We start from the raw sequence: 17,378 nt of genomic DNA on the forward strand, positions 1-17,378 counted from the left end.
TGTTGACTCATTTAGGAAGCTCTGGAATCTAATAGAACATAACATGAACATTCTGATGGGAGTTGACCGTCATGGCCGACACAGCCGTGCAGCGGGAGACGGTACTTTCGCTCCGAGAAACCATAGCCAGGATCGAAAACCGTCGGCTTCCGGGCGTCGTGCGCGCCGCCAAGGCGGCCGATCCCGGCGGCTTCCGTCAACGGGAAGAAGACGAGCCTGGCCGCAAGGCGCTGGCGCTCGGCGTTCCCGATCTGGACGATCTTCTCGAAGGCGGCCTGCCGCTCGAAGGCATGACGGAAATCCGCAATGCCGAGACGCGCGATGCCGGTGCAGCCGCCGGTTTTGCCGCAGCACTCAGCGTGCTCTGTCAACGGGCGCGGCTTGAAAAGGGCGAGCCGGCCGCCCCCGTTCTCTGGATCAGCCAGTCGATGGCTTCCACCGAGGCGGGCATGCCCTATGGGTTGGGTCTGAAGGCCTTTGGTCTCGATGTCCGCGGCCTCGTCTTCAGCCTGCCACGCACGATAAAGGATGCGCTCTGGATCGCCGAGGCCGCGCTTTCCGTGCCGAGCTTCTGTGCCGTCATCCTTGAAATTCGCGGCAACCCGGCTGCCCTGGCACTCAGCGAGAGCCGACGCCTGCATGTGCGCTCGCGCGCTGGCCACGTCCCCCTTCTGCTTCTGCGCCAATCCGGACACGAGGAGGCGAGCAGCGCCTTCTTCCGCTTCCTCGTCGAGCCGGCACCGGCGCGTGAGCGACCGCTACCGGATGGATCGATGCTTCGCGGCAGCATCGGCCATCCCGTCTTTCACGTCATTGCCGAGAAGAGCAGGGCTCCTGCGCCGCTCGGCTTCTTCCTGGAGTGGAACCCCCATGACCGCCGCCTTTACCCCGTCGAGCCCCTACCAGCCGCTGCTGCGGCAGATCCAGAATCAGCGCATTCTGTCGCTCGCCTTTCCGCATCTTCCGGCCGATCGGGTCGCGCGCAAGCGCTGGGGGAACTCGTGGCTTTCCCGCGGGCGTCCTGAGCATCCGCCCGTCGTCTTCGCCGACAAGGTGAAGAGCGCAATGCGTCTCGTTGCGCTCGATGGTTTCGCTGAAAAGCGTGGGTTTCATATCGGCCAGGGTGTCGCCGAAGCGCGGGCCATGTGTCCCGAGATCGACGTGCTGCCGGCCGATCCCGCCGCCGACCGGGCGCTGCTTGCAGGGCTGGCGGCCTGGTGTTGCCGCTACACGCCGCTCGTCGCGCTCGATGGCGACAGCGGCCTCTTTCTCGACATCACCGGCTGCGCCCATCTTCTCGGCGGGGAAAAAGCGCTGCTCGACGATCTGCTCGCTCGCCTCTTTCATCTGGGGGTCGAGGCCCGGGCGGCGATCTCTTCGTCCGCCGGGCTCTCCTGGGCGGTGGCGCGTTTCGGCTCCGACGCTATCCTTGCCGAGGACGAGGCGGTGCGAGCGCTGGCACCCTTGCCGATGGCGGCGCTGCGGCTGCCGCAGGAAACGATCGAAACACTCGGCCGGGTCGGGCTCAAGCAGATCGGCGACCTGATCGAGGCGCCGCGCGCACCGCTCGCCCGCCGGTTCGGCGCAACCCTGCTTCTGCGTCTCGACCAGGCGCTCGGGCGCGAGGACGAGCCGCTGTCGCCACGGTTGCCCGTCGCTGCCCTTTCGGCAGAGCGGCGGCTCGGCGAGCCGGTCCAGGGTGAAGACGATATTTTGGGCCTGACGGAAGAACTGGCGTTGCGGCTGAAACCGGAACTGGAGAAGCGCGGCGAGGGCGGGCGCCTGTTCGAACTGCTGCTTTTCCGCGTCGACGGTGCGGTCTTTCGCATCGCCGCCGGCACGTCCTCGCCGCTCAACGAGCCGCGTCGCGTCGCGGGTCTCTTCCGCGAACGCCTGCAGGCGGTGCACGAAGATCTCGATGCCGGCTTCGGCTTCGAAATCCTCAGGCTTTCGGTGCCGAAGAGCGAAAAATACGAGGTGATGCAGGAGGATTTCTCTGGCACGCCGGATCGCGAGCGTCCGCTTGCCGCCTTCGCCGACCGGGTCATGGCGCGCTTCGGCGCAGAAAGCCTCATGGTGCCGGCGCTCTCGGAAAGCCATGTGCCGGAGCGGGCGGCAAGCTTCCGGCCGCTCACGGATCTGGCGCTGATCGGCAAGGCAGAGGAACCGGGTAACAACATCCCGGCGCCCCTGCTTGCTGCCGCCGCCCGGCCGCAGCGGCTCTTTCCAAGTCCCGAACCGGTGGAGGCGGTGGCCGAAGTGCCGGAGGGGCCGCCGAGAAGCTTTCGCTGGCGGCGCACATTGCACCGTATCGCGCGCGCTGAGGGGCCGGAGCGGATCGCCGGCGAATGGTGGCTTGATGGCGAGCCGGCGCTGGAGCGTGATTATTTCCGGGTGGAGGACGATAGCGGCCGGCGGTTCTGGCTGTTTCGCGAGGGGCATTATGGCGCGAGCGCTCCGCCGCGCTGGTTCATGCATGGAGTCTTCGCATGAGCGACGCTACCCCCTATTTCGAGATCGGTGCCTGGTCGAATTTCTCCTTCCTCGAAGGCGCTTCCCATCCGGGTGAGATGGTCGTTGCGGCGAGCCGCCTCGGTATTGGCGGCCTCGGCATTGCCGATCGCAACACGGTCGCCGGCGTGGTGCGCGCCCATGCGCAGGCCAAGGTGGAGAAGTCGGCTTTCCAGCCCGGTGCGCGGCTCACCTTTGCCGAAGACCTGCCCGACGTGCTCGCCTATCCCTTAAACCGCCGCGGCTGGGGCAATCTCTGCCGAATGCTGAGCGCCGGAAACCTGCGGGCCAAGAAGGGCACCTGCACGCTCTACGAGACCGATCTCATCGAATGGGGCGAGGATTTGCTTCTCGCGGTGCTGCCGGGTCCTGTCATCGGCGCGCCGGAGGCAACCCTGCTTGCCGATTTTCTCAAGCGACTGAAACCGCATTTCGCCGATCGGCTCTATCTGGCGCTGGTGCCGCGTTACGATGGCTTCGATCAGTTCGCCTTTGCCGGGCTTGCAACCATTGCCCGCCATGCGTCGGTCAGGCTCGTCGCCACCAACAGTCCGCTGTTTCATGCCGCCGGCCGCCGGCCGCTTGCCGATGTCGTTACAGCCATCCGCGAGCATGTGACGATCGCGACCGCAGGCTATCGGCTGCATGCCAATGCCGAGCGGCATCTGAAGACGCCCGCCGAAATGATCCGCATCTTCCGCGACTATCCGGAAGCGATCGCCAATACCGGGCATTTCTTCGAGAGGCTGAAGTTCTCGCTGTCGGATCTCGAATATCAATATCCGGATGAGAGCATTCCGGGCGAGACGCCGACGCAGACGCTGCGGCGGCTGACGATGGAGGGCGCGCGCGAGCGTTATCCCGAAGGAATTTCCGAACAGGTTTCCAGGCAGATCGAATACGAACTCGGCCTGATCGCAGAGAAACGCTACGAGCCCTACTTCCTGACAGTGCGCAACATCATGCAGTTCGCGCGCGGCGCCGACATCCTGTGCCAGGGCCGCGGGTCGGCGGCGAATTCCACCGTCTGCTATTGCCTTGGCATCACCGAGGTAAATCCACTTAAGACCACCCTGCTCTTCGATCGCTTCCTTTCGACCGAACGGGACGAGCCGCCGGATATCGACGTCGATTTCGAGCATGAGAAGCGGGAAGAGGTGATCCAGCATATCTACCGCACCTACGGCAAGGAGCATGCGGGACTGACGGCGGCTGTCATCAGCTACCGGGCGCGCTCGGCCGGCCGAGAGACCGCCAAGGCCTTCGGGTTCTCAGAAGACGTGCAATCGGCGCTTGCCGGTTCCGTCTGGGGCTGGTCGGTCGCCGATCTCTCGGAGCGCGAGGCGCAGGCGGCCGGGCTCGATACGAAGGATCCGACGACGGTGAAGGTGCTCGATTACGCCACCGAGCTGATGAGTTTCCCGCGCCATCTTTCCCAGCATGTCGGCGGCTTCGTGATGACCCGCGACCGGCTCGACGAGGTGGTGCCGATCATGAATACGGCGATGCCCGACCGCTACATGATCGAGTGGGACAAGGACGACCTCGACACGCTGAAGATCCTGAAGATCGATGTACTGGCGCTCGGCATGCTGACCTGCATCGCCCGTGCCTTCAAGCTTCTCGACCGGCATTACAACGAGCAGAAAACGCTGCATCAGCTCTTCAAGGATGACCAGAAAGACGTCTACGACATGATCTGTCGCGCCGATACGATCGGCGTCTTCCAGATCGAGAGCCGGGCGCAGATGAGCATGCTGCCAAGGCTGAAGCCGCGCATCTTCTACGATCTCGTCATCGAGGTGGCGATCGTCCGGCCCGGGCCGATCCAGGGCAACATGGTGCATCCCTATCTGAAGCGGCGGGAGCAGCGGGATAAAAAAATTCCCATCGAATATCCAAGTCCTGAACTGGAGGCCGTGCTGAAGCGAACGCTGGGCGTGCCGTTGTTCCAGGAGCAGGCGATGCAGATCGCGATTACCGCCGCAGGCTTCTCGCCCGGCGAGGCTGACCAGTTGCGCCGGGCCATGGCGACCTTCAAGCGCACCGGCACCATCCATACCTTCCACGAAAAGATGATCGAAGGCATGGTCAGGAACGACTATCCGCGCGATTTTGCCGAGCGTTGCTTCAAGCAGATCGAGGGTTTCGGCGAATACGGCTTTCCCGAAAGTCATGCCGCGTCCTTTGCGCTGCTCGTCTATGTCTCGTCCTGGCTCAAGACCTATTACCCGGATGTCTTCTGCGCGGCGCTCTTGAACTCGCAGCCGATGGGGTTTTACGCGCCCGGTCAGTTGGTGCGCGATGCGCGCGAGCATGGGGTCCGGGTGCTGCCTGTCGATATCAACCACTCGGTCTGGGATGCGGATCTCGAAGAGGGGGGGCTCGACAAGAGGGCCATCGAGCCGCGCCACCGCGAGATGGAGACTGTGATCAGGACGACGAAGGCGATGCGCCTCGGCTTCAATTCGATCAAGGGGCTGAACCAAAGGGAACTCGAGGACAAGCTCGTCGCCAATAGGGGGGCCGGTTACGGATCGGTTCGCGATCTCTGGCTGCGCTCCGGCCTCTCCCGTTCCGCGCTCGAAAGGCTTGCGGATGCGGATGCCTTCCGCTCGATTGGGCTCGATCGTCGCAAGGCGCTCTGGGCGGTGAAGGCGCTCGACGAAAAAAGTGCGGCCGAGCGGCTGCCGCTTTTCGAGGGGGCTGCGAGAGAGGAGTTGCGGCCGGAGCCCGCGATGATCTTGCCGGAGATGCTGGCAGGCGAGCAGGTGATCAACGACTATCGTTATCTCTCCTTCTCGCTGAAGGCGCATCCGGTCTCCTTCCTCAGAGACACGCTTGCCGCGCAAGGGATCGTCCAGAGCCGCATGCTTGCGACCGCTCCGGTCGGGCGGCGGGTGACCGTTGCCGGGCTGGTGCTCGTCCGCCAGCGCCCGGGTTCGGCCAAGGGCGTCATCTTCATGACGATCGAGGACGAGACCGGTGTTGCCAATGCGATCGTCTGGCCGAAGGTGTTTGCGACCTATCGGCCGGTGGTCATGGGTGCGCGTCTCGTGAAGATCCGCGGCCGGCTGCAGCGCGAAAGCAGCGTCATCCATGTGGTCGCCGAGCACATCGAGGATATCACGCCGATGCTCGGGTTGTTGCGCAAGGAAGCGCGGCGGTTCGGCGCAAGCGAGCGTGCCGATGAGGCACTGAGACCGACCGGCGACGCGCGCATGAAGCGGGCGCAAGGCGACCAGCGCCTACCGATCCCCCGCCATTCCGGCAGCAGTTCCAGCAACCCGGATCGAGCGACAGCCGAGGTGGCCGACGTGATGCCGAAGGGGCGCAATTTCCATTGAAAGCCCGACCCGGCTTTGCTGTCTCCCGATTGTGTGGGGCGGTTTGGCGAAGGGACGGCCAGATACGTCGGAGGGATTCCATGGAATGCTTCCGGCGCGGGGTCATGGGCAGGGTTTCCCGCCGTCGCGACCGGAGGTGTGTAAAAATGTCGCAGGCTGTGCGCCTCATGACCCATTCAGGGTTTGCAGGCGCAGTCGCTCAGGAATCTCTAAAATTCTGAAAAGGCGAAGTTTTTTGTCAAGTTTAGAGTCGTTCTAATCCACCCGCAACTTCCGCTCGCGGAGTTTTTAGTTGACACTAAATGTCCTGTTTTGCTTTATGCGCTGATACAGGGCGTTGCGTACGACAGGCGAGACGACATGCTGGTTTGCAGCTGCAATTTCATCACGGAAAAAGAGATCGAGGACACGATCATTGGTCTCCTCGACGAGGACTGTTGGCAGCTGATCGTGCCGGCGAAAGTCTACCACGCGATGGAAAAACGCGGCCGTTGCTGCGGCTGTTTCCCCAATGTCGTCGACATCATCATCCGCACCACCGAGCAATATCACGCGCACCGCGACTCGACGGACGCAGAGATATTTGATTTCATGACCCGCCTCAGACAATTCCACGACGACAACCGGAGGGCGGATCTTGAAAGGCGACAAAAAAGTCATCGAGCAGCTTAACGAAGCGCTCTATCTCGAACTCGGTGCCGTCAACCAGTATTGGCTGCACTACCGCCTCCTCGAAGACTGGGGCTATACGCTTCTCGCCAAGAAGGAGCGGGCCGAATCCATCGAGGAGATGCAACATGCCGACAAGCTCGTCGCGCGCATCATCTTCCTTGAAGGCCATCCCAACCTGCAGACGGTCGCGCCGCTGCGCATCGGCCAGAACGTCAAGGAAGTGCTGAAGGCAGATCTCGCCGGCGAATACGACGCCCGCACCGCCTACAAGAAATCCCGCGACATCTGTCATGCCGCCGGAGACTACGTCTCCATGAAGCTCTTCGAAGAGCTGCTTGCCGACGAGGAAGGCCATATCGACTTCCTCGAAACCCAGCTCGAGCTGCTCGACAAGATCGGCGAAGAGAAATACGGCCAGCTCAATGCCGCTCCGGCCAACGAGGCCGAAGCCGACTGAGCCTGGTAAAAGCTTGCAAACACAAAGGCCGGCGATATCGCCGGCCTTTGTCGTTTCAGGAACGGGCAGGTCCGGTTCACGGCGCCAGATGCGCGAAAGCCGCAACCACTTCCTCGTAGACCTTGCGCTTGAACGGCACGATCAGCTCCGGCAGGTCGCGCATCGGCTTCCATTCCCAGGCGTCGAACTCCGGCTCATGTCCGCCCGGCGGCGGGTTGATGGCGATCTCGTTTTCCTCGCCTTCAAAGCGGAAGGCATACCAGCGCTGCGTCTGGCCGCGATACTTGCCCTTGAGGCCGATACCGATCAGATGTTCGGGCAGGTCGTAGTTGATCCAGCCGGGCGCTTCGGCCAGCAGCGAGACGGTGCTCATGCCGGTCTCTTCGTAAAGCTCGCGATAGGCGGCCTTCAGCGGATCCTCTCCCTTGTCAATGCCGCCCTGCGGCATCTGCCATTGCTGCGGCGAGCCGTCATATTCGGAATTGCCGACGGCGATACGATGACCGGCCCAGACGAGGCCCGCCCGGTTCAGCACCATCACCCCGACACAGGGGCGATAGGGAAGGTCATCCGCCTTCAGTTTCTTGTCCTTGCTCATCGGCTGCCTCTTCTGTGCAAACGTTCATTGGTCCCGTGGGGACGGCTTTAAGCTAGTTCTGTTGCGGATCCTTGACGAGCGCGGAAACGCCGACGATCTCGATGCCGCGCCCCTGCGCTTCACCGATCCAGGAGGCAATCGCGCCGACGCTCTCGTCGAAGGCAGAAGCGACGCCAATGGCGGTACCGTTGCGGCGCGCGATGCGTTCGAGTTCATCAAGCTTCTTCAGGATCGCGTTGCGGCTGAGTTCGCTGTCGAGCGTCAGGTCGGCAAAGCCGTGCGGCACGTCGAAGGCGCCGGCAAGCTTGCCGGACAGCGACTGCGCCGAGGTGCCATCGTCGAGGAACAGCAGGCCGCGCTTGCCGAGATCGCGCATGACCGGCTCCAGCGCATCGGCATCGGACAGGAAGCGGCCGCCAAGATAATTCATGACGCCGGTATAATTGGTGATCTCGGCGAGGTTGCGGTGCAGTTCCGCGAGGTTCTTCTTTTCGCCGAGGCCGACGCGCAGCGCATTGGGGCCTGGATCGTTGGCCGGATAGTCGAACGGCTCCATCGGAAGCTGCAACAGGATCTCATGGCCGCTGCGGCGCGCTTCCTGCATCCAGCGCTGCAGGCTGTTTCCAGCCGTGGCAAAGCCGAGCGTCACCTCACCCGGCAGGTCGCGGATCGCCTTCTGGGTTCCCGTCTGGCTGAGGCCGAGCCCGCCGACGACAAGTGCGATGCGTGTGCCGCGCGCGCCCGACCAGGGGCGCGCATATTGATCGAGCGGCCGCAGCCCGTCGGGACCGATGATCGGCAGGCGTCCGGCGGGGCTTTCTTCCAGCAGGTCGTCATTGGGCATCGCCGCCATGCGCGGATCCTGGCCGCGGATCGGACCGACATTGATGAGGGCCGGTCCCTTGCCGTCGCGGCTGCGCGGCGAGAACGTCGTGACGGTGGAGCCGTCGTCGGTAAGCGTGCGCTCGACATCGGCGCCGGAATAGGCCGTTCCCGGTGCCATCGTTCCGGAGCCGACGCCCGTCTGGCCGCTGGCCGGGTTGGATGCCTTGTCGCCTGGGCTCTTCGCTTTCTCGGCCGTTACGACCGGCGATGCGGAATCACGCCGCAAACCGTCCGGCGAAAGCGTGTTCCAGGCGGAAATGCCAATCACCGCGGCGATGCAAAGGCCGGCAAGAGAAAACCCGAGCGTTCGCTGGGGATTGCGCTTCGACACTGGCTTGGCCCGCCGGTTCTGGCCGAGCGGAGCATTGAGATCAGTTCCCAAACGAAGCCTCGGTCGAGCTGTGGGATGTTGCCGCTAGAGCGAGGCCGGCGCCAGGACGCGTGCCGATCCTCTCCCGTCGCACGCCGTATGCCTTCGAAAGAATCAGTGGCCGCGGCAGCGCTTGCTAACCCTATAATTTAGTGGCGAAGGCTTGACCAGTGCATCGGCCGGCCGAGTCATGGGGCCAAATGCGAAGCGCCGCATGTTCGGGTGAACATGCGGCGCTTCGTTTCGTGTCTGTGAGGCTTATTTCTTCAACTGTGCCTGCTCGGGGCTCGCCGGGAAGGACGGGTCCGTCTTCTTGCCGCGCAGAAGGTCGAGCGCGTAGTTCAGCTGCAGGTCGTCCTTGGCTTCCGGCGGCACATAGGCGACCGAGCCGGAGCCTTCGTCGGTCTCGCTCTGGCCTTGGATGTGGCCGCGCAGATCGGACTCGCCCTGAGCCTCGACCTTGCCGAGCAGTTCCGGCGGCAGCGGCTGTTCGACCTTGATGTCGGGCGTAATGCCCGTGCCTTGGATCGATTTGCCTGACGGCGTGTAGTAGAGCGCCGTCGTCAGACGCAGCGCACCGGCTTCGCCGAGGGGGATGATCGTCTGGACCGAACCCTTGCCGAAGGAGCGCGTGCCGAGCACGGTCGCGCGCTTCAGGTCCTGCAGGGCACCGGCGACGATTTCCGAAGCGGAGGCCGAGCCGCCGTTGACCAGAACGACTACCGGCTTGCCATCGGTCAGATCGCCCGGCGTGGCGTTGAAGCGACGGGTCTCGTCCGGGTTGCGGCCGCGGGTCGAAACGACTTCGCCACGTTCCAGGAAGGCGTCGGAGACGTTGATCGCCTGATCGAGCAGACCGCCCGGGTTGAGGCGCAGGTCGAGCACGTAGCCCTTCAGCTTATCGGCCGGCACTTCGGCCTTGATCTTCTCGATGCCCTTCTTCAGGTCGTCATAGGTCTTTTCAGTGAAGGATATGACGCGCAGGTAGCCGACGTCGCCTTCGGTGCGGAACTTGACCGCACGAACGGCGATGACGTCGCGGACGATCGTCAGTTCGATCGGCTTGTCCGCGCCCTTGCGCAGGATCGTCAGCTTGATCGGGGTGCCGATGGCGCCGCGCATCTTTTCGACGGCGTCTTCGAGCTTCAGTCCGCGAACATCCGCACCGTCGATCTTGGAAATGAAGTCGCCGGCAAGCACGCCGGCGCGGGCCGCAGGTGTGTCGTCGATCGGGCTCGTGACCTTGACGAGGTCGTCTTCCATCGTCACTTCGATGCCGAGGCCGCCGAATTCACCGCGCGTCTGGGTGCGCATGTCCTCGGCATCGGTCGAGTTCATGTAGCTCGAATGCGGGTCGAGCGAGGAAAGCATGCCGTTGATCGCGTTCTCGATCAGCTTGTCGTCCTGCGGCGGCGTCACGTATTGCGCCCGCACGCGTTCGAACACGTCGCCGAAGATTGCCAGTTCGCGATAGGTCGAGGTGTTGGCAGCGACGGCCGGAACGACAGCCGAATAAACCACGCCCATCGCGGTCGCGCCCATCAGCGCCCCGACCAGAACAAGTGAAGCCCTACGTATCATTTCGCGCCTTTCCAACCTCTGCTGCGGTCCACCATGGTCGGGAATCAACCGGTTTTCCGTCTTTTCGGAATTCAATGTAAAGCGTCGGCCGGTCCGTTTCCAGCGCCAAGGCCGCAGCGCTCGCCACTCTTTTTGCGCCCATCGTCGCCAGCGGTTCTCCGGCGACGACGAACTGCCCAGTCTGAACGCTCACCTTCTCCATCCCCGAAAGCACGACGTGGTAGCCGTCGCCCGGGTTGAGAATGATCATCTGCCCATAACTGCGGAAATTGCCTGCATAGACGATCCAGCCATCTGACGGCGCAGTCACCAGCGCGCCGGGATTGGTTTCCAACATGATCCCTTGCAGGGAATGCCCCGTGCCGTCTGCATCGCCGAATTTGCGCAACAGCGATCCCGCGGCCGGATAGGCAAGCTTGTTCCTCAGCTCCGAAAACACATATGCGGGCGCAATGCGGTTTTTGTCAGGCACCGCATTGCGGGCGAGTTCCCGCGCCGCCTCGCGCTCTGCCTCGCTCATACGACGGCGTTCTTCCTCCTGCGCGCGCGCCGCTTCGGCAGCCTCGCGAACGGAGGAGATCTGGTCCTCGAGCGAGCCGATCAGGCCCTGGAGATTGGTCGCCTGCGAGGCCAGTTCCTGCGCCTTGCGCTGCTCGGCCGCAAGTTCGCTGGCGCTCGTCTGGCGCAGCTTTTCCTTTTCGGCAACCAGCATCGACATGCGGCGCTCTTCCTCGACATTGGCGGTCATTGCCGCAGTCAGGTCCTCGCGCTGCCGGTCGATGCCGGTGCGGATGTCGGCGAGCGCCTTGAGGTCGGCCACCAGGTTTTCGGTTTCCTTGCGCAGGCCGGGCACGACGGCGCCAAGCAGAATGGCGCTGCGCACGGAGCCGAGCGCATCCTCAGGCGTCACCAGGATCGCCGGCGGCGGGTTGCGTCCCATCCGCTGCAGGGCGGCGAGCACCTCGGCAAGCACGCCCCGGCGTGAGCGCAGCGAGCGACGGACCGTGTCTTCCTTGGTTCTAAGGTCGCTCAGCTTCTTCTCGCCATCGACGATCTGCTGTTCGAGATCCTGGCGTTTCTTTGCGGACTCGACGATTGCGGCGCGCAGCGTCTCGTTGGTCTTGTCGATTTCGGCAATGGTTTCCGTCAGCGCATTGGCGCGCTCCTGGGAAAGCGTGATCGTCTTGGAGAGCGCATCCAGTTCGCTGCGCGTACTGTTGCGGCGAAGCGTGAGGTCGGCGGCGGGGTCGGGCGGGCCCTGCTCCTGACCGGTCGCGGCGGCGGGCGGCGTGGCCTCCTGGGCGCTCGCCGGCAGGCCGATCGCAAGCGCAAGCGCAAAGGCCGCCGCAGTACGGGCAAGCCGTCCTGCGTCGTCTCTTCCCATGCCGAAAACGCTGGTCCTGCCTCGGGGCGTCATCCGTTGCGTGCGTCCATCCGAAAATATGAGGAAAAAACCTAATCTGATTTGGCGCGCACGACCAAGCATATTCTCGTTATCGCCGCGTGTACCGGGAGAGGTTGCCCGAAAAGCAGCCCCGCCGCTTCAGACCCGATGATAGGGGTGGCCGGAGAGAATGGTGACGGCCCGATAGAGCTGCTCGGCGATCAGGATGCGCACGAGCTGGTGCGGCCAGGTCATCTTTCCAAGGTTCAGCACCGCATCGGCGCGGGGATGAAGGCTCGGATCGAGACCATCGGCGCCACCGATCGCGATCATCAGGTCACGCTTGCCGCTGTCGCGGAACGTGCCGAGAAGCGATGAGAAGCCTTCCGAATCCAGCGCCTTGCCGCGTTCGTCCAAGAGCACGAGCAGACTGCCTTCGGCCAGTGCCTTTTCGAGCTGTGCGGCTTCCTCGCGCTTGCGCGTCTCGGCGTTCGAAGCACGACTTTCGTTGACTTCGACGACGCGGGAAAGCTCAAGCCCGATCGCCGGACCGGCCTTGGAGAAGCGATCGAGATAACGGGCCGCAAGATCCTTTTCCGGCCCCGCCTTGAGGCGGCCGACTGCGAAAAGTCCGATACGCATGACCTTGTCCGTCCTCGCTTGCGCTGCAACGCGCACTGCATAGTTCCTGAAATCGGGTCGATTCAAGGAGAATCTTATACCGCGTTCCTGGAGCCTTGCAGCGTCGTTGCGCGCCTTGTCCGGTTGACGGGCCTGCAGGTTACGATCAGTCGCAACAAATATCCGGCTGACAACGCCGCCCAAGGCGGCGCCAGCCCTTCACATTCATGCATGACCGCAACTCGGCTCGTCCGGCATTCAGCTGCGCGGCGACCCGGTCGGTCTCAATGCAAGGTGCCGTCCTCGATCTCGGGAGCCGCCCACATCTTCTCGATGTTGTAGAACTCCCGGATTTCCGGCCGGAAGATGTGAACGATCACATCACCGGTGTCGATCAGCACCCAGTCACCGCCTTCCAGACCTTCGACACGGGCATTGCCAAAGCCCCCGTCTTTCAGGTCGGTCGTCAGGTGATCTGCAATGGCCATCACATGCCTGTTCGATCGCCCGGAGACAACGACCATGAAGTCTCCCAGCGCCGACTTTCCGGCAATGTTGATGCTGACGATGTCTTCTGCCTTCGAGTCCTCTAGGCTCTCGAGGACCAGTTGAAGCGCACGGACAGCGGCTTCGTCGCTAGATCCCGTGCTGCGCGGGAATGCGGTAACCGCATATCCCTTGGCGTGTGCTGTTGTCAGGGTCTTTCCTTTCCACATGAACAGAACAGGCACTTCCGATTCGAACAAAGATCGAACCGTCCATGAATGTAGGCATCAAACCGTAGCTGTTTCAAGACAGCAGAACTGAATCCCTGGAAATCATACTCCACCGGCGGCGCGAAGCGCCGTCGAACTCATCGATGAGCGCGGTCCATGGATGAAGGTCCAGGCTGGCGCGCGGTGGAAGGGGAGGCGCCGCGCGTCGTCCTCGTCGATGCGAGCATAGTCGAAGGTTTTCGCCATGCGTGAGGAGAGATAGGCGAGCGTCGAGCCCGGCCGATCGATGACGGCGATCGGAAAAGTGCGGGCGATCTTCTGCCAGTTCTGCCAGCGATGGAAGCTCTTCAGGTTGTCGGCGCCCATGATCCAGACGAAGCGAATGTCGCGGTTTCGCGCCTGCACGATTTCGAGCGTGCGGGCGGTATAGCTCTGCCTCAACGCCTTTTCGAAGGCCGTCACCTTGATGCGCGGGTTGTGCGCGATCGCTTCGCTCATGGCGATGCGGTCGGCAAGCGGCGCCAGATTGTTGTGGTCCTTCAGCGGATTGCCGGGGGTCACCATCCACCAGAGCTGGTCGAGCCCGAGCCGTTGGATCGCCGTGTCGGCAACGAGCACATGGCCCTCATGCGGCGGGTTGAAGGATCCGCCGAAGAGGCCCACCACCATGCCGGCTTCGACATGGGGCATGCGCAGGTAGCGGGTGTTCACCCTGCCTGCCGTCACCTCAGGGCCTGACCTGTCCAGCACCACGCACCCGATACTTGAAAGAGGTCAGCTGTTCGACGCCGACCGGTCCGCGCGCATGCATCTTGCCCGTGGCGATGCCGATTTCACCGCCCATGCCGAATTCGCCGCCATCGGCAAACTGGGTCGAGGCGTTATGCAGCAAGATCGCGGAATCGATCTCCGAGAAGAAACGCTCGACGACCTCGGGATCCTCAGCGATGACGGCCTCCGTGTGGGCCGACGACCAGGTCCCGATGTGCTCGATCGCACCGGCGATCCCGTCAACCAGCTTCACGGAGATGATGGCGTCGAGATATTCCGTTGCCCAATCCTCGTCGGTCGCTTCCTTCAGGCCGTCGACCGCGCCTGAGAGCTCGTCGGAGACGCGTACTTCGCAGCCCGCTGACAGCAGGGCGTTCAGCAACGGCTTGACCAGTCGGTCGGCGTCGTTGCGGTCGATCAGCAGTGTTTCGGCAGCACCACAGATACCGGTGCGGCGCATCTTGGCGTTGACGACGATCTTTTCCGCCATGGCGAGATCGGCAGAGGCATCGACATAGATGTGGCAGAGGCCTTCGAGATGGGCAAAGACCGGCACGCGCGCTTCGTTCTGCACCCGGGCAACGAGGCTCTTGCCCCCGCGCGGTACAATCACATCAATCGTGCCGCCAAGACCCGAGAGCATGGCGCCGACGGCCGCGCGGTCAGAGACCGGCACCATCTGGATCGCATGTTCCGGCAGGCCGGCGGCTTTGAGGCCTTCGACGAGGCAGGCATGGATCGCGCTGGAGGAATGGAAGCTGTCGGAGCCGCCGCGCAGGATCACGGCGTTGCCGGCCTTGAGGCACAGCGCGCCGGCATCAGCCGTCACGTTCGGCCGGCTTTCATAAATGACGCCAATGACGCCGAGCGGCGTGCGGACGCGCTCGATGTGCAGGCCGTTCGGCCGGTCCCATTCGGCAATGATGTCACCGACCGGATCTTTGAACTCGGCAATCGCGCGAATGCCGTTTGCCATGTCGCGGATGCGGCCTTCGCTCAGCGTCAGGCGGTCGATGAAAGAGGCGGCGACGCCGCTTTCTCGGGCGTTTTCAAGGTCGATCGCATTGGCCGCCAGGATCTCGTCCGTGCGGGCGACGATCGCATCGGCCATGGCGATCAGGGCGGCGTGCTTGCGTTCGGCGCTGGCGATGGCAAGCGGTCGGCTGGCGGCCTTGGCGTTGCGGCCGATCTCCAGCATGACGGTCTCGACGTCGCCCTTGTTTTTCACCTCGTCAAGCATGGACTTCATCCTTCCGGCTGCCCTCGGCCTCAGCGCGTTTTCCGGTCATCACCATATCGTCGCGGTGCACCATGGCGGCGCGGCCGGCATAGCCGAGGATCGCGGCGATCTCGGCCGATTTCTTGCCGGCGATCTGGCGGGCTTCGTCGGCATCGTAGCCGGCAAGACCACGGGCGATCTCGCGGCCGGAGGTGCCGAGAATGGCGATGGTGTCACCGCGGCTGAAGCTGCCCGTCACGTCACGGACGCCGGCCGGCAGCAGGCTCTTGCCCGAGCGCAGCGCCTCTTCGGCACCGGCATCGACGGCAAGCGTTCCGGCCGGCAGCAATTGCCCGGCAATCCAGGTCTTGCGCGCGGTCACCGGCGAGCCTGATGGTGCGAACCAGGACGAACGGGCACCGTCCTCGATCGCCGCCAGCGGATGGTTCGGCTTGCCTGAGGCGATGATCATGGCGCAGCCGGCGGTCGTGGCGATCTTGCCGGCATCGATCTTGGTGCGCATGCCGCCGCGCGAAAGCTCGGATGCCGCACCCCCGGCCATGGCCTCGATCTCAGGGGTGATCTCGGCGATCGTTTCGAGGAAGCGGGCGTTCGGGTCGAGATGCGGCGGGGCCGTGTAGAGCCCATCGATATCGGAGAGCAGCACCAGCAAATCGGCGCCGACCATAGTGGCGACACGGGCGGCGAGACGATCGTTGTCGCCATAGCGGATTTCTGTGGTCGCGACCGTATCGTTCTCGTTGATGATCGGCACGGCGCCGAGTTTCAGCAGCTGGTTGATGGTGGCGCGGGCGTTGAGGTAGCGGCGGCGCTCTTCCGTGTCGCCGAGTGTCAGCAGCACCTGGCCGGCGACGATGGCATCGGTCGAAAGGCTCTCCGACCAGGCGCGCGCGAGCGCAATCTGGCCGACGGCGGCGGCCGCCTGGCTCTCTTCGAGCTTCAGGGCACCTGCCGGCAGGTTGAGCACGGTACGGCCGAGCGCGATCGCGCCCGAGGAGACGACCAGCACTTCGACGCCCTTGGACTTCAGGCCGGCGATGTCGGCGCACATGGCGTCAAGCCAGGCCTTCTTCAGCCCGGTGGCGCGGTCGACCAGCAATGCCGACCCGATCTTGATGACGACCCGGCGATACTTCAAAAGCGGCTTGCGGGTCTTGGTCATCTCAGAGGTTCTCCTCGCCATAGCCTTCACCGGCCTTGGCGGCGACGATGACGCTGCGCAACGCTCGCAGCGCTTCGGTCATGCCCTTGCCGACGGCGGCAGAGAGCAGCAGGGGCTGCTCGCCGCAGGCCTTGGCCAGCGCCTTGGCTTTTATCTTCAGCTCGTCCTCGTCGAGCACGTCGATCTGCGACAGTGCGATGATCTGCGGCTTGTCTTCCAGCCCGCCGCCATAGGCTTCGAGCTCGTGCCTGACCGTCTTATAGGCCTTGGCGACATCTTCCTCCTGGGCGGAGACGAGGTGCAGCAGCACACGCGTGCGCTCGACATGGCCGAGGAAGCGGTCGCCGATGCCCACACCTTCATGCGCACCTTCGATCAGGCCGGGAATGTCGGCGATAATGAACTCGTTGCCGTCGATGGTGGCGACGCCGAGATTGGGATGCAGCGTCGTGAACGGATAGTTGGCGATCTTCGGGCGAGCGCGCGTGCAGGCGGCAAGGAAGGTCGACTTGCCGGCATTCGGCAGACCGACGAGACCGGCATCAGCGATCAGCTTCAGCCGCAGCCAGAGCGTCTTCTCGTCGCCCTCGAGACCGGGGTTGGCCCAGTTCGGCGCCTGGTTGGTCGCGGACTTGAAGCGGGCGTTGCCGAAGCCGCCATTGCCACCGGCGGCCAGCCGATAGCGCTGGCCCTCGGCGACCATGTCGACGATCAGCGTCTCGTTGTCTTCCTCGAAGATCTGGGTGCCGACCGGGACCTTCAGCGTCACGTCGTCGCCGCCGGCGCCGGTGCGGTTGCGGCCCATGCCGTGCTGGCCGGTCTTGGCCTTGAAGTGCTGTTGGTAACGGAAGTCGATGAGCGTGTTCAGACCGTTGACGGCCTCAACCCAGACGTCTCCGCCACGGCCGCCGTCGCCGCCGTCCGGTCCGCCGAACTCGATGAACTTCTCGCGCCGGAACGAGACGGCGCCTGCGCCACCGTCGCCGGAGCGGATATAGACTTTCGTTTCGTCGAGAAATTTCATTGGGCTGCCATCTGTTCGGTGTAAGTGCGCGGTCTTAGA

At 63.7% G+C, this 17,378-nt stretch carries 15 protein-coding genes; 5 read left to right on the forward strand and 10 right to left on the reverse strand.

What is annotated here, in order from left to right; all coding sequences use genetic code 11:
* The first annotated feature begins 71 nt into the window (after positions 1-71).
* The 5 genes from ASD01_RS36055 to bfr all read left to right on the forward strand — a co-directional run bounded on the left by ASD01_RS36055 (position 72) and on the right by bfr (position 6,987).
* Positions 72-1,025, forward strand: coding sequence for an ImuA family protein (locus tag ASD01_RS36055; protein WP_034802706.1), 954 nt, complete (start codon positions 72-74; stop codon positions 1,023-1,025).
* Positions 940-2,493 carry a DNA polymerase Y family protein gene (locus tag ASD01_RS24360; protein ID WP_244495302.1) on the forward strand — a complete coding sequence of 518 codons (1,554 nt, stop codon included), beginning with the start codon at positions 940-942 and terminating at the stop codon, positions 2,491-2,493. Before ASD01_RS36055 ends, ASD01_RS24360 begins: the two co-directional genes overlap by 86 nt.
* Complete coding sequence (locus tag ASD01_RS24365; RefSeq protein ID WP_060530001.1) at positions 2,490-5,858, forward strand: error-prone DNA polymerase; 3,369 nt, start codon at positions 2,490-2,492, stop codon at positions 5,856-5,858. The genes ASD01_RS24360 and ASD01_RS24365 overlap by 4 nt, the downstream gene beginning before the upstream one ends.
* A 360-nt stretch (positions 5,859-6,218) precedes the next feature.
* On the forward strand, positions 6,219-6,530 hold the full coding sequence (locus ASD01_RS24370) for a (2Fe-2S)-binding protein (RefSeq protein ID WP_034803108.1): 312 nt from the start codon (positions 6,219-6,221) through the stop codon (positions 6,528-6,530).
* The gene (gene bfr, locus ASD01_RS24375) at positions 6,496-6,987 is read left to right on the forward strand and encodes a bacterioferritin (RefSeq protein WP_034802698.1); all 492 of its coding nucleotides are present in this window, start codon (positions 6,496-6,498) and stop codon (positions 6,985-6,987) included. The genes ASD01_RS24370 and bfr overlap by 35 nt, the downstream gene beginning before the upstream one ends.
* A 76-nt stretch (positions 6,988-7,063) precedes the next feature.
* Here bfr and ASD01_RS24380 read toward each other — a convergent pair whose 3' ends face one another.
* The 10 genes from ASD01_RS24380 to obgE all read right to left on the reverse strand — a co-directional run bounded on the left by ASD01_RS24380 (position 7,064) and on the right by obgE (position 17,339).
* The gene (locus ASD01_RS24380; protein WP_034802695.1) at positions 7,064-7,585 is read right to left on the reverse strand and encodes an RNA pyrophosphohydrolase; all 522 of its coding nucleotides are present in this window, start codon (positions 7,583-7,585) and stop codon (positions 7,064-7,066) included.
* Between the two features lie 52 nt (positions 7,586-7,637).
* Positions 7,638-8,852 carry a divergent polysaccharide deacetylase family protein gene (locus tag ASD01_RS24385; RefSeq protein WP_034802692.1) on the reverse strand — a complete coding sequence of 405 codons (1,215 nt, stop codon included), beginning with the start codon at positions 8,850-8,852 and terminating at the stop codon, positions 7,638-7,640.
* A 246-nt stretch (positions 8,853-9,098) separates the two neighbouring features.
* Positions 9,099-10,421, reverse strand: coding sequence for a S41 family peptidase (locus ASD01_RS24390; protein ID WP_034802677.1), 1,323 nt, complete (start codon positions 10,419-10,421; stop codon positions 9,099-9,101).
* Positions 10,411-11,805, reverse strand: coding sequence for a murein hydrolase activator EnvC family protein (locus ASD01_RS24395; RefSeq protein ID WP_060521429.1), 1,395 nt, complete (start codon positions 11,803-11,805; stop codon positions 10,411-10,413). The genes ASD01_RS24390 and ASD01_RS24395 overlap by 11 nt, the downstream gene beginning before the upstream one ends.
* A gap of 159 nt (positions 11,806-11,964) precedes the next feature.
* Positions 11,965-12,447, reverse strand: coding sequence for a 23S rRNA (pseudouridine(1915)-N(3))-methyltransferase RlmH (rlmH, locus tag ASD01_RS24400; RefSeq protein WP_034802670.1), 483 nt, complete (start codon positions 12,445-12,447; stop codon positions 11,965-11,967).
* A 263-nt stretch (positions 12,448-12,710) separates the two neighbouring features.
* The gene (gene rsfS / locus ASD01_RS24405) at positions 12,711-13,142 is read right to left on the reverse strand and encodes a ribosome silencing factor (RefSeq protein WP_034802667.1); all 432 of its coding nucleotides are present in this window, start codon (positions 13,140-13,142) and stop codon (positions 12,711-12,713) included.
* 102 nt (positions 13,143-13,244) lie between these two features.
* Positions 13,245-13,853, reverse strand: coding sequence for a nicotinate-nucleotide adenylyltransferase (locus tag ASD01_RS24410; protein WP_034802664.1), 609 nt, complete (start codon positions 13,851-13,853; stop codon positions 13,245-13,247).
* Between the two features lie 16 nt (positions 13,854-13,869).
* Complete coding sequence (locus ASD01_RS24415) at positions 13,870-15,153, reverse strand: glutamate-5-semialdehyde dehydrogenase (protein WP_034803104.1); 1,284 nt, start codon at positions 15,151-15,153, stop codon at positions 13,870-13,872.
* A complete protein-coding gene (gene proB, locus ASD01_RS24420) occupies positions 15,146-16,315 on the reverse strand; it encodes a glutamate 5-kinase (RefSeq protein WP_034802661.1) in 1,170 nt (389 codons plus the stop codon). The genes ASD01_RS24415 and proB overlap by 8 nt, the downstream gene beginning before the upstream one ends.
* Position 16,316: 1 nt before the next feature.
* Entirely contained in the window at positions 16,317-17,339 is a 1,023-nt protein-coding gene (obgE, locus tag ASD01_RS24425) for a GTPase ObgE (RefSeq protein ID WP_034802658.1), read from the reverse strand.
* Positions 17,340-17,378: the final 39 nt, after the last annotated feature.

The sequence above is a fragment of the Ensifer sp. Root423 genome, from assembly GCF_001426275.1.
Taxonomy (GTDB): domain Bacteria; phylum Pseudomonadota; class Alphaproteobacteria; order Rhizobiales; family Rhizobiaceae; genus Ensifer; species Ensifer adhaerens.

Coding starts and splice junctions, on each gene's coding strand:
- ASD01_RS36055 (WP_034802706.1), top strand. CDS start 72: ATGGCCGACACAGCCGTGCAGCGGGAGACGGTACTTTCGCTCCGAGAA.
- ASD01_RS24365 (WP_060530001.1), top strand. CDS start 2,490: ATGAGCGACGCTACCCCCTATTTCGAGATCGGTGCCTGGTCGAATTTC.
- ASD01_RS24370 (WP_034803108.1), top strand. CDS start 6,219: ATGCTGGTTTGCAGCTGCAATTTCATCACGGAAAAAGAGATCGAGGAC.
- ASD01_RS24380 (WP_034802695.1), bottom strand. CDS start 7,585: ATGAGCAAGGACAAGAAACTGAAGGCGGATGACCTTCCCTATCGCCCC.
- ASD01_RS24390 (WP_034802677.1), bottom strand. CDS start 10,421: ATGATACGTAGGGCTTCACTTGTTCTGGTCGGGGCGCTGATGGGCGCG.
- ASD01_RS24395 (WP_060521429.1), bottom strand. CDS start 11,805: ATGGGAAGAGACGACGCAGGACGGCTTGCCCGTACTGCGGCGGCCTTT.
- rlmH (WP_034802670.1), bottom strand. CDS start 12,447: ATGCGTATCGGACTTTTCGCAGTCGGCCGCCTCAAGGCGGGGCCGGAA.
- rsfS (WP_034802667.1), bottom strand. CDS start 13,142: ATGTGGAAAGGAAAGACCCTGACAACAGCACACGCCAAGGGATATGCG.
- ASD01_RS24415 (WP_034803104.1), bottom strand. CDS start 15,153: ATGCTTGACGAGGTGAAAAACAAGGGCGACGTCGAGACCGTCATGCTG.
- proB (WP_034802661.1), bottom strand. CDS start 16,315: ATGACCAAGACCCGCAAGCCGCTTTTGAAGTATCGCCGGGTCGTCATC.
- obgE (WP_034802658.1), bottom strand. CDS start 17,339: ATGAAATTTCTCGACGAAACGAAAGTCTATATCCGCTCCGGCGACGGT.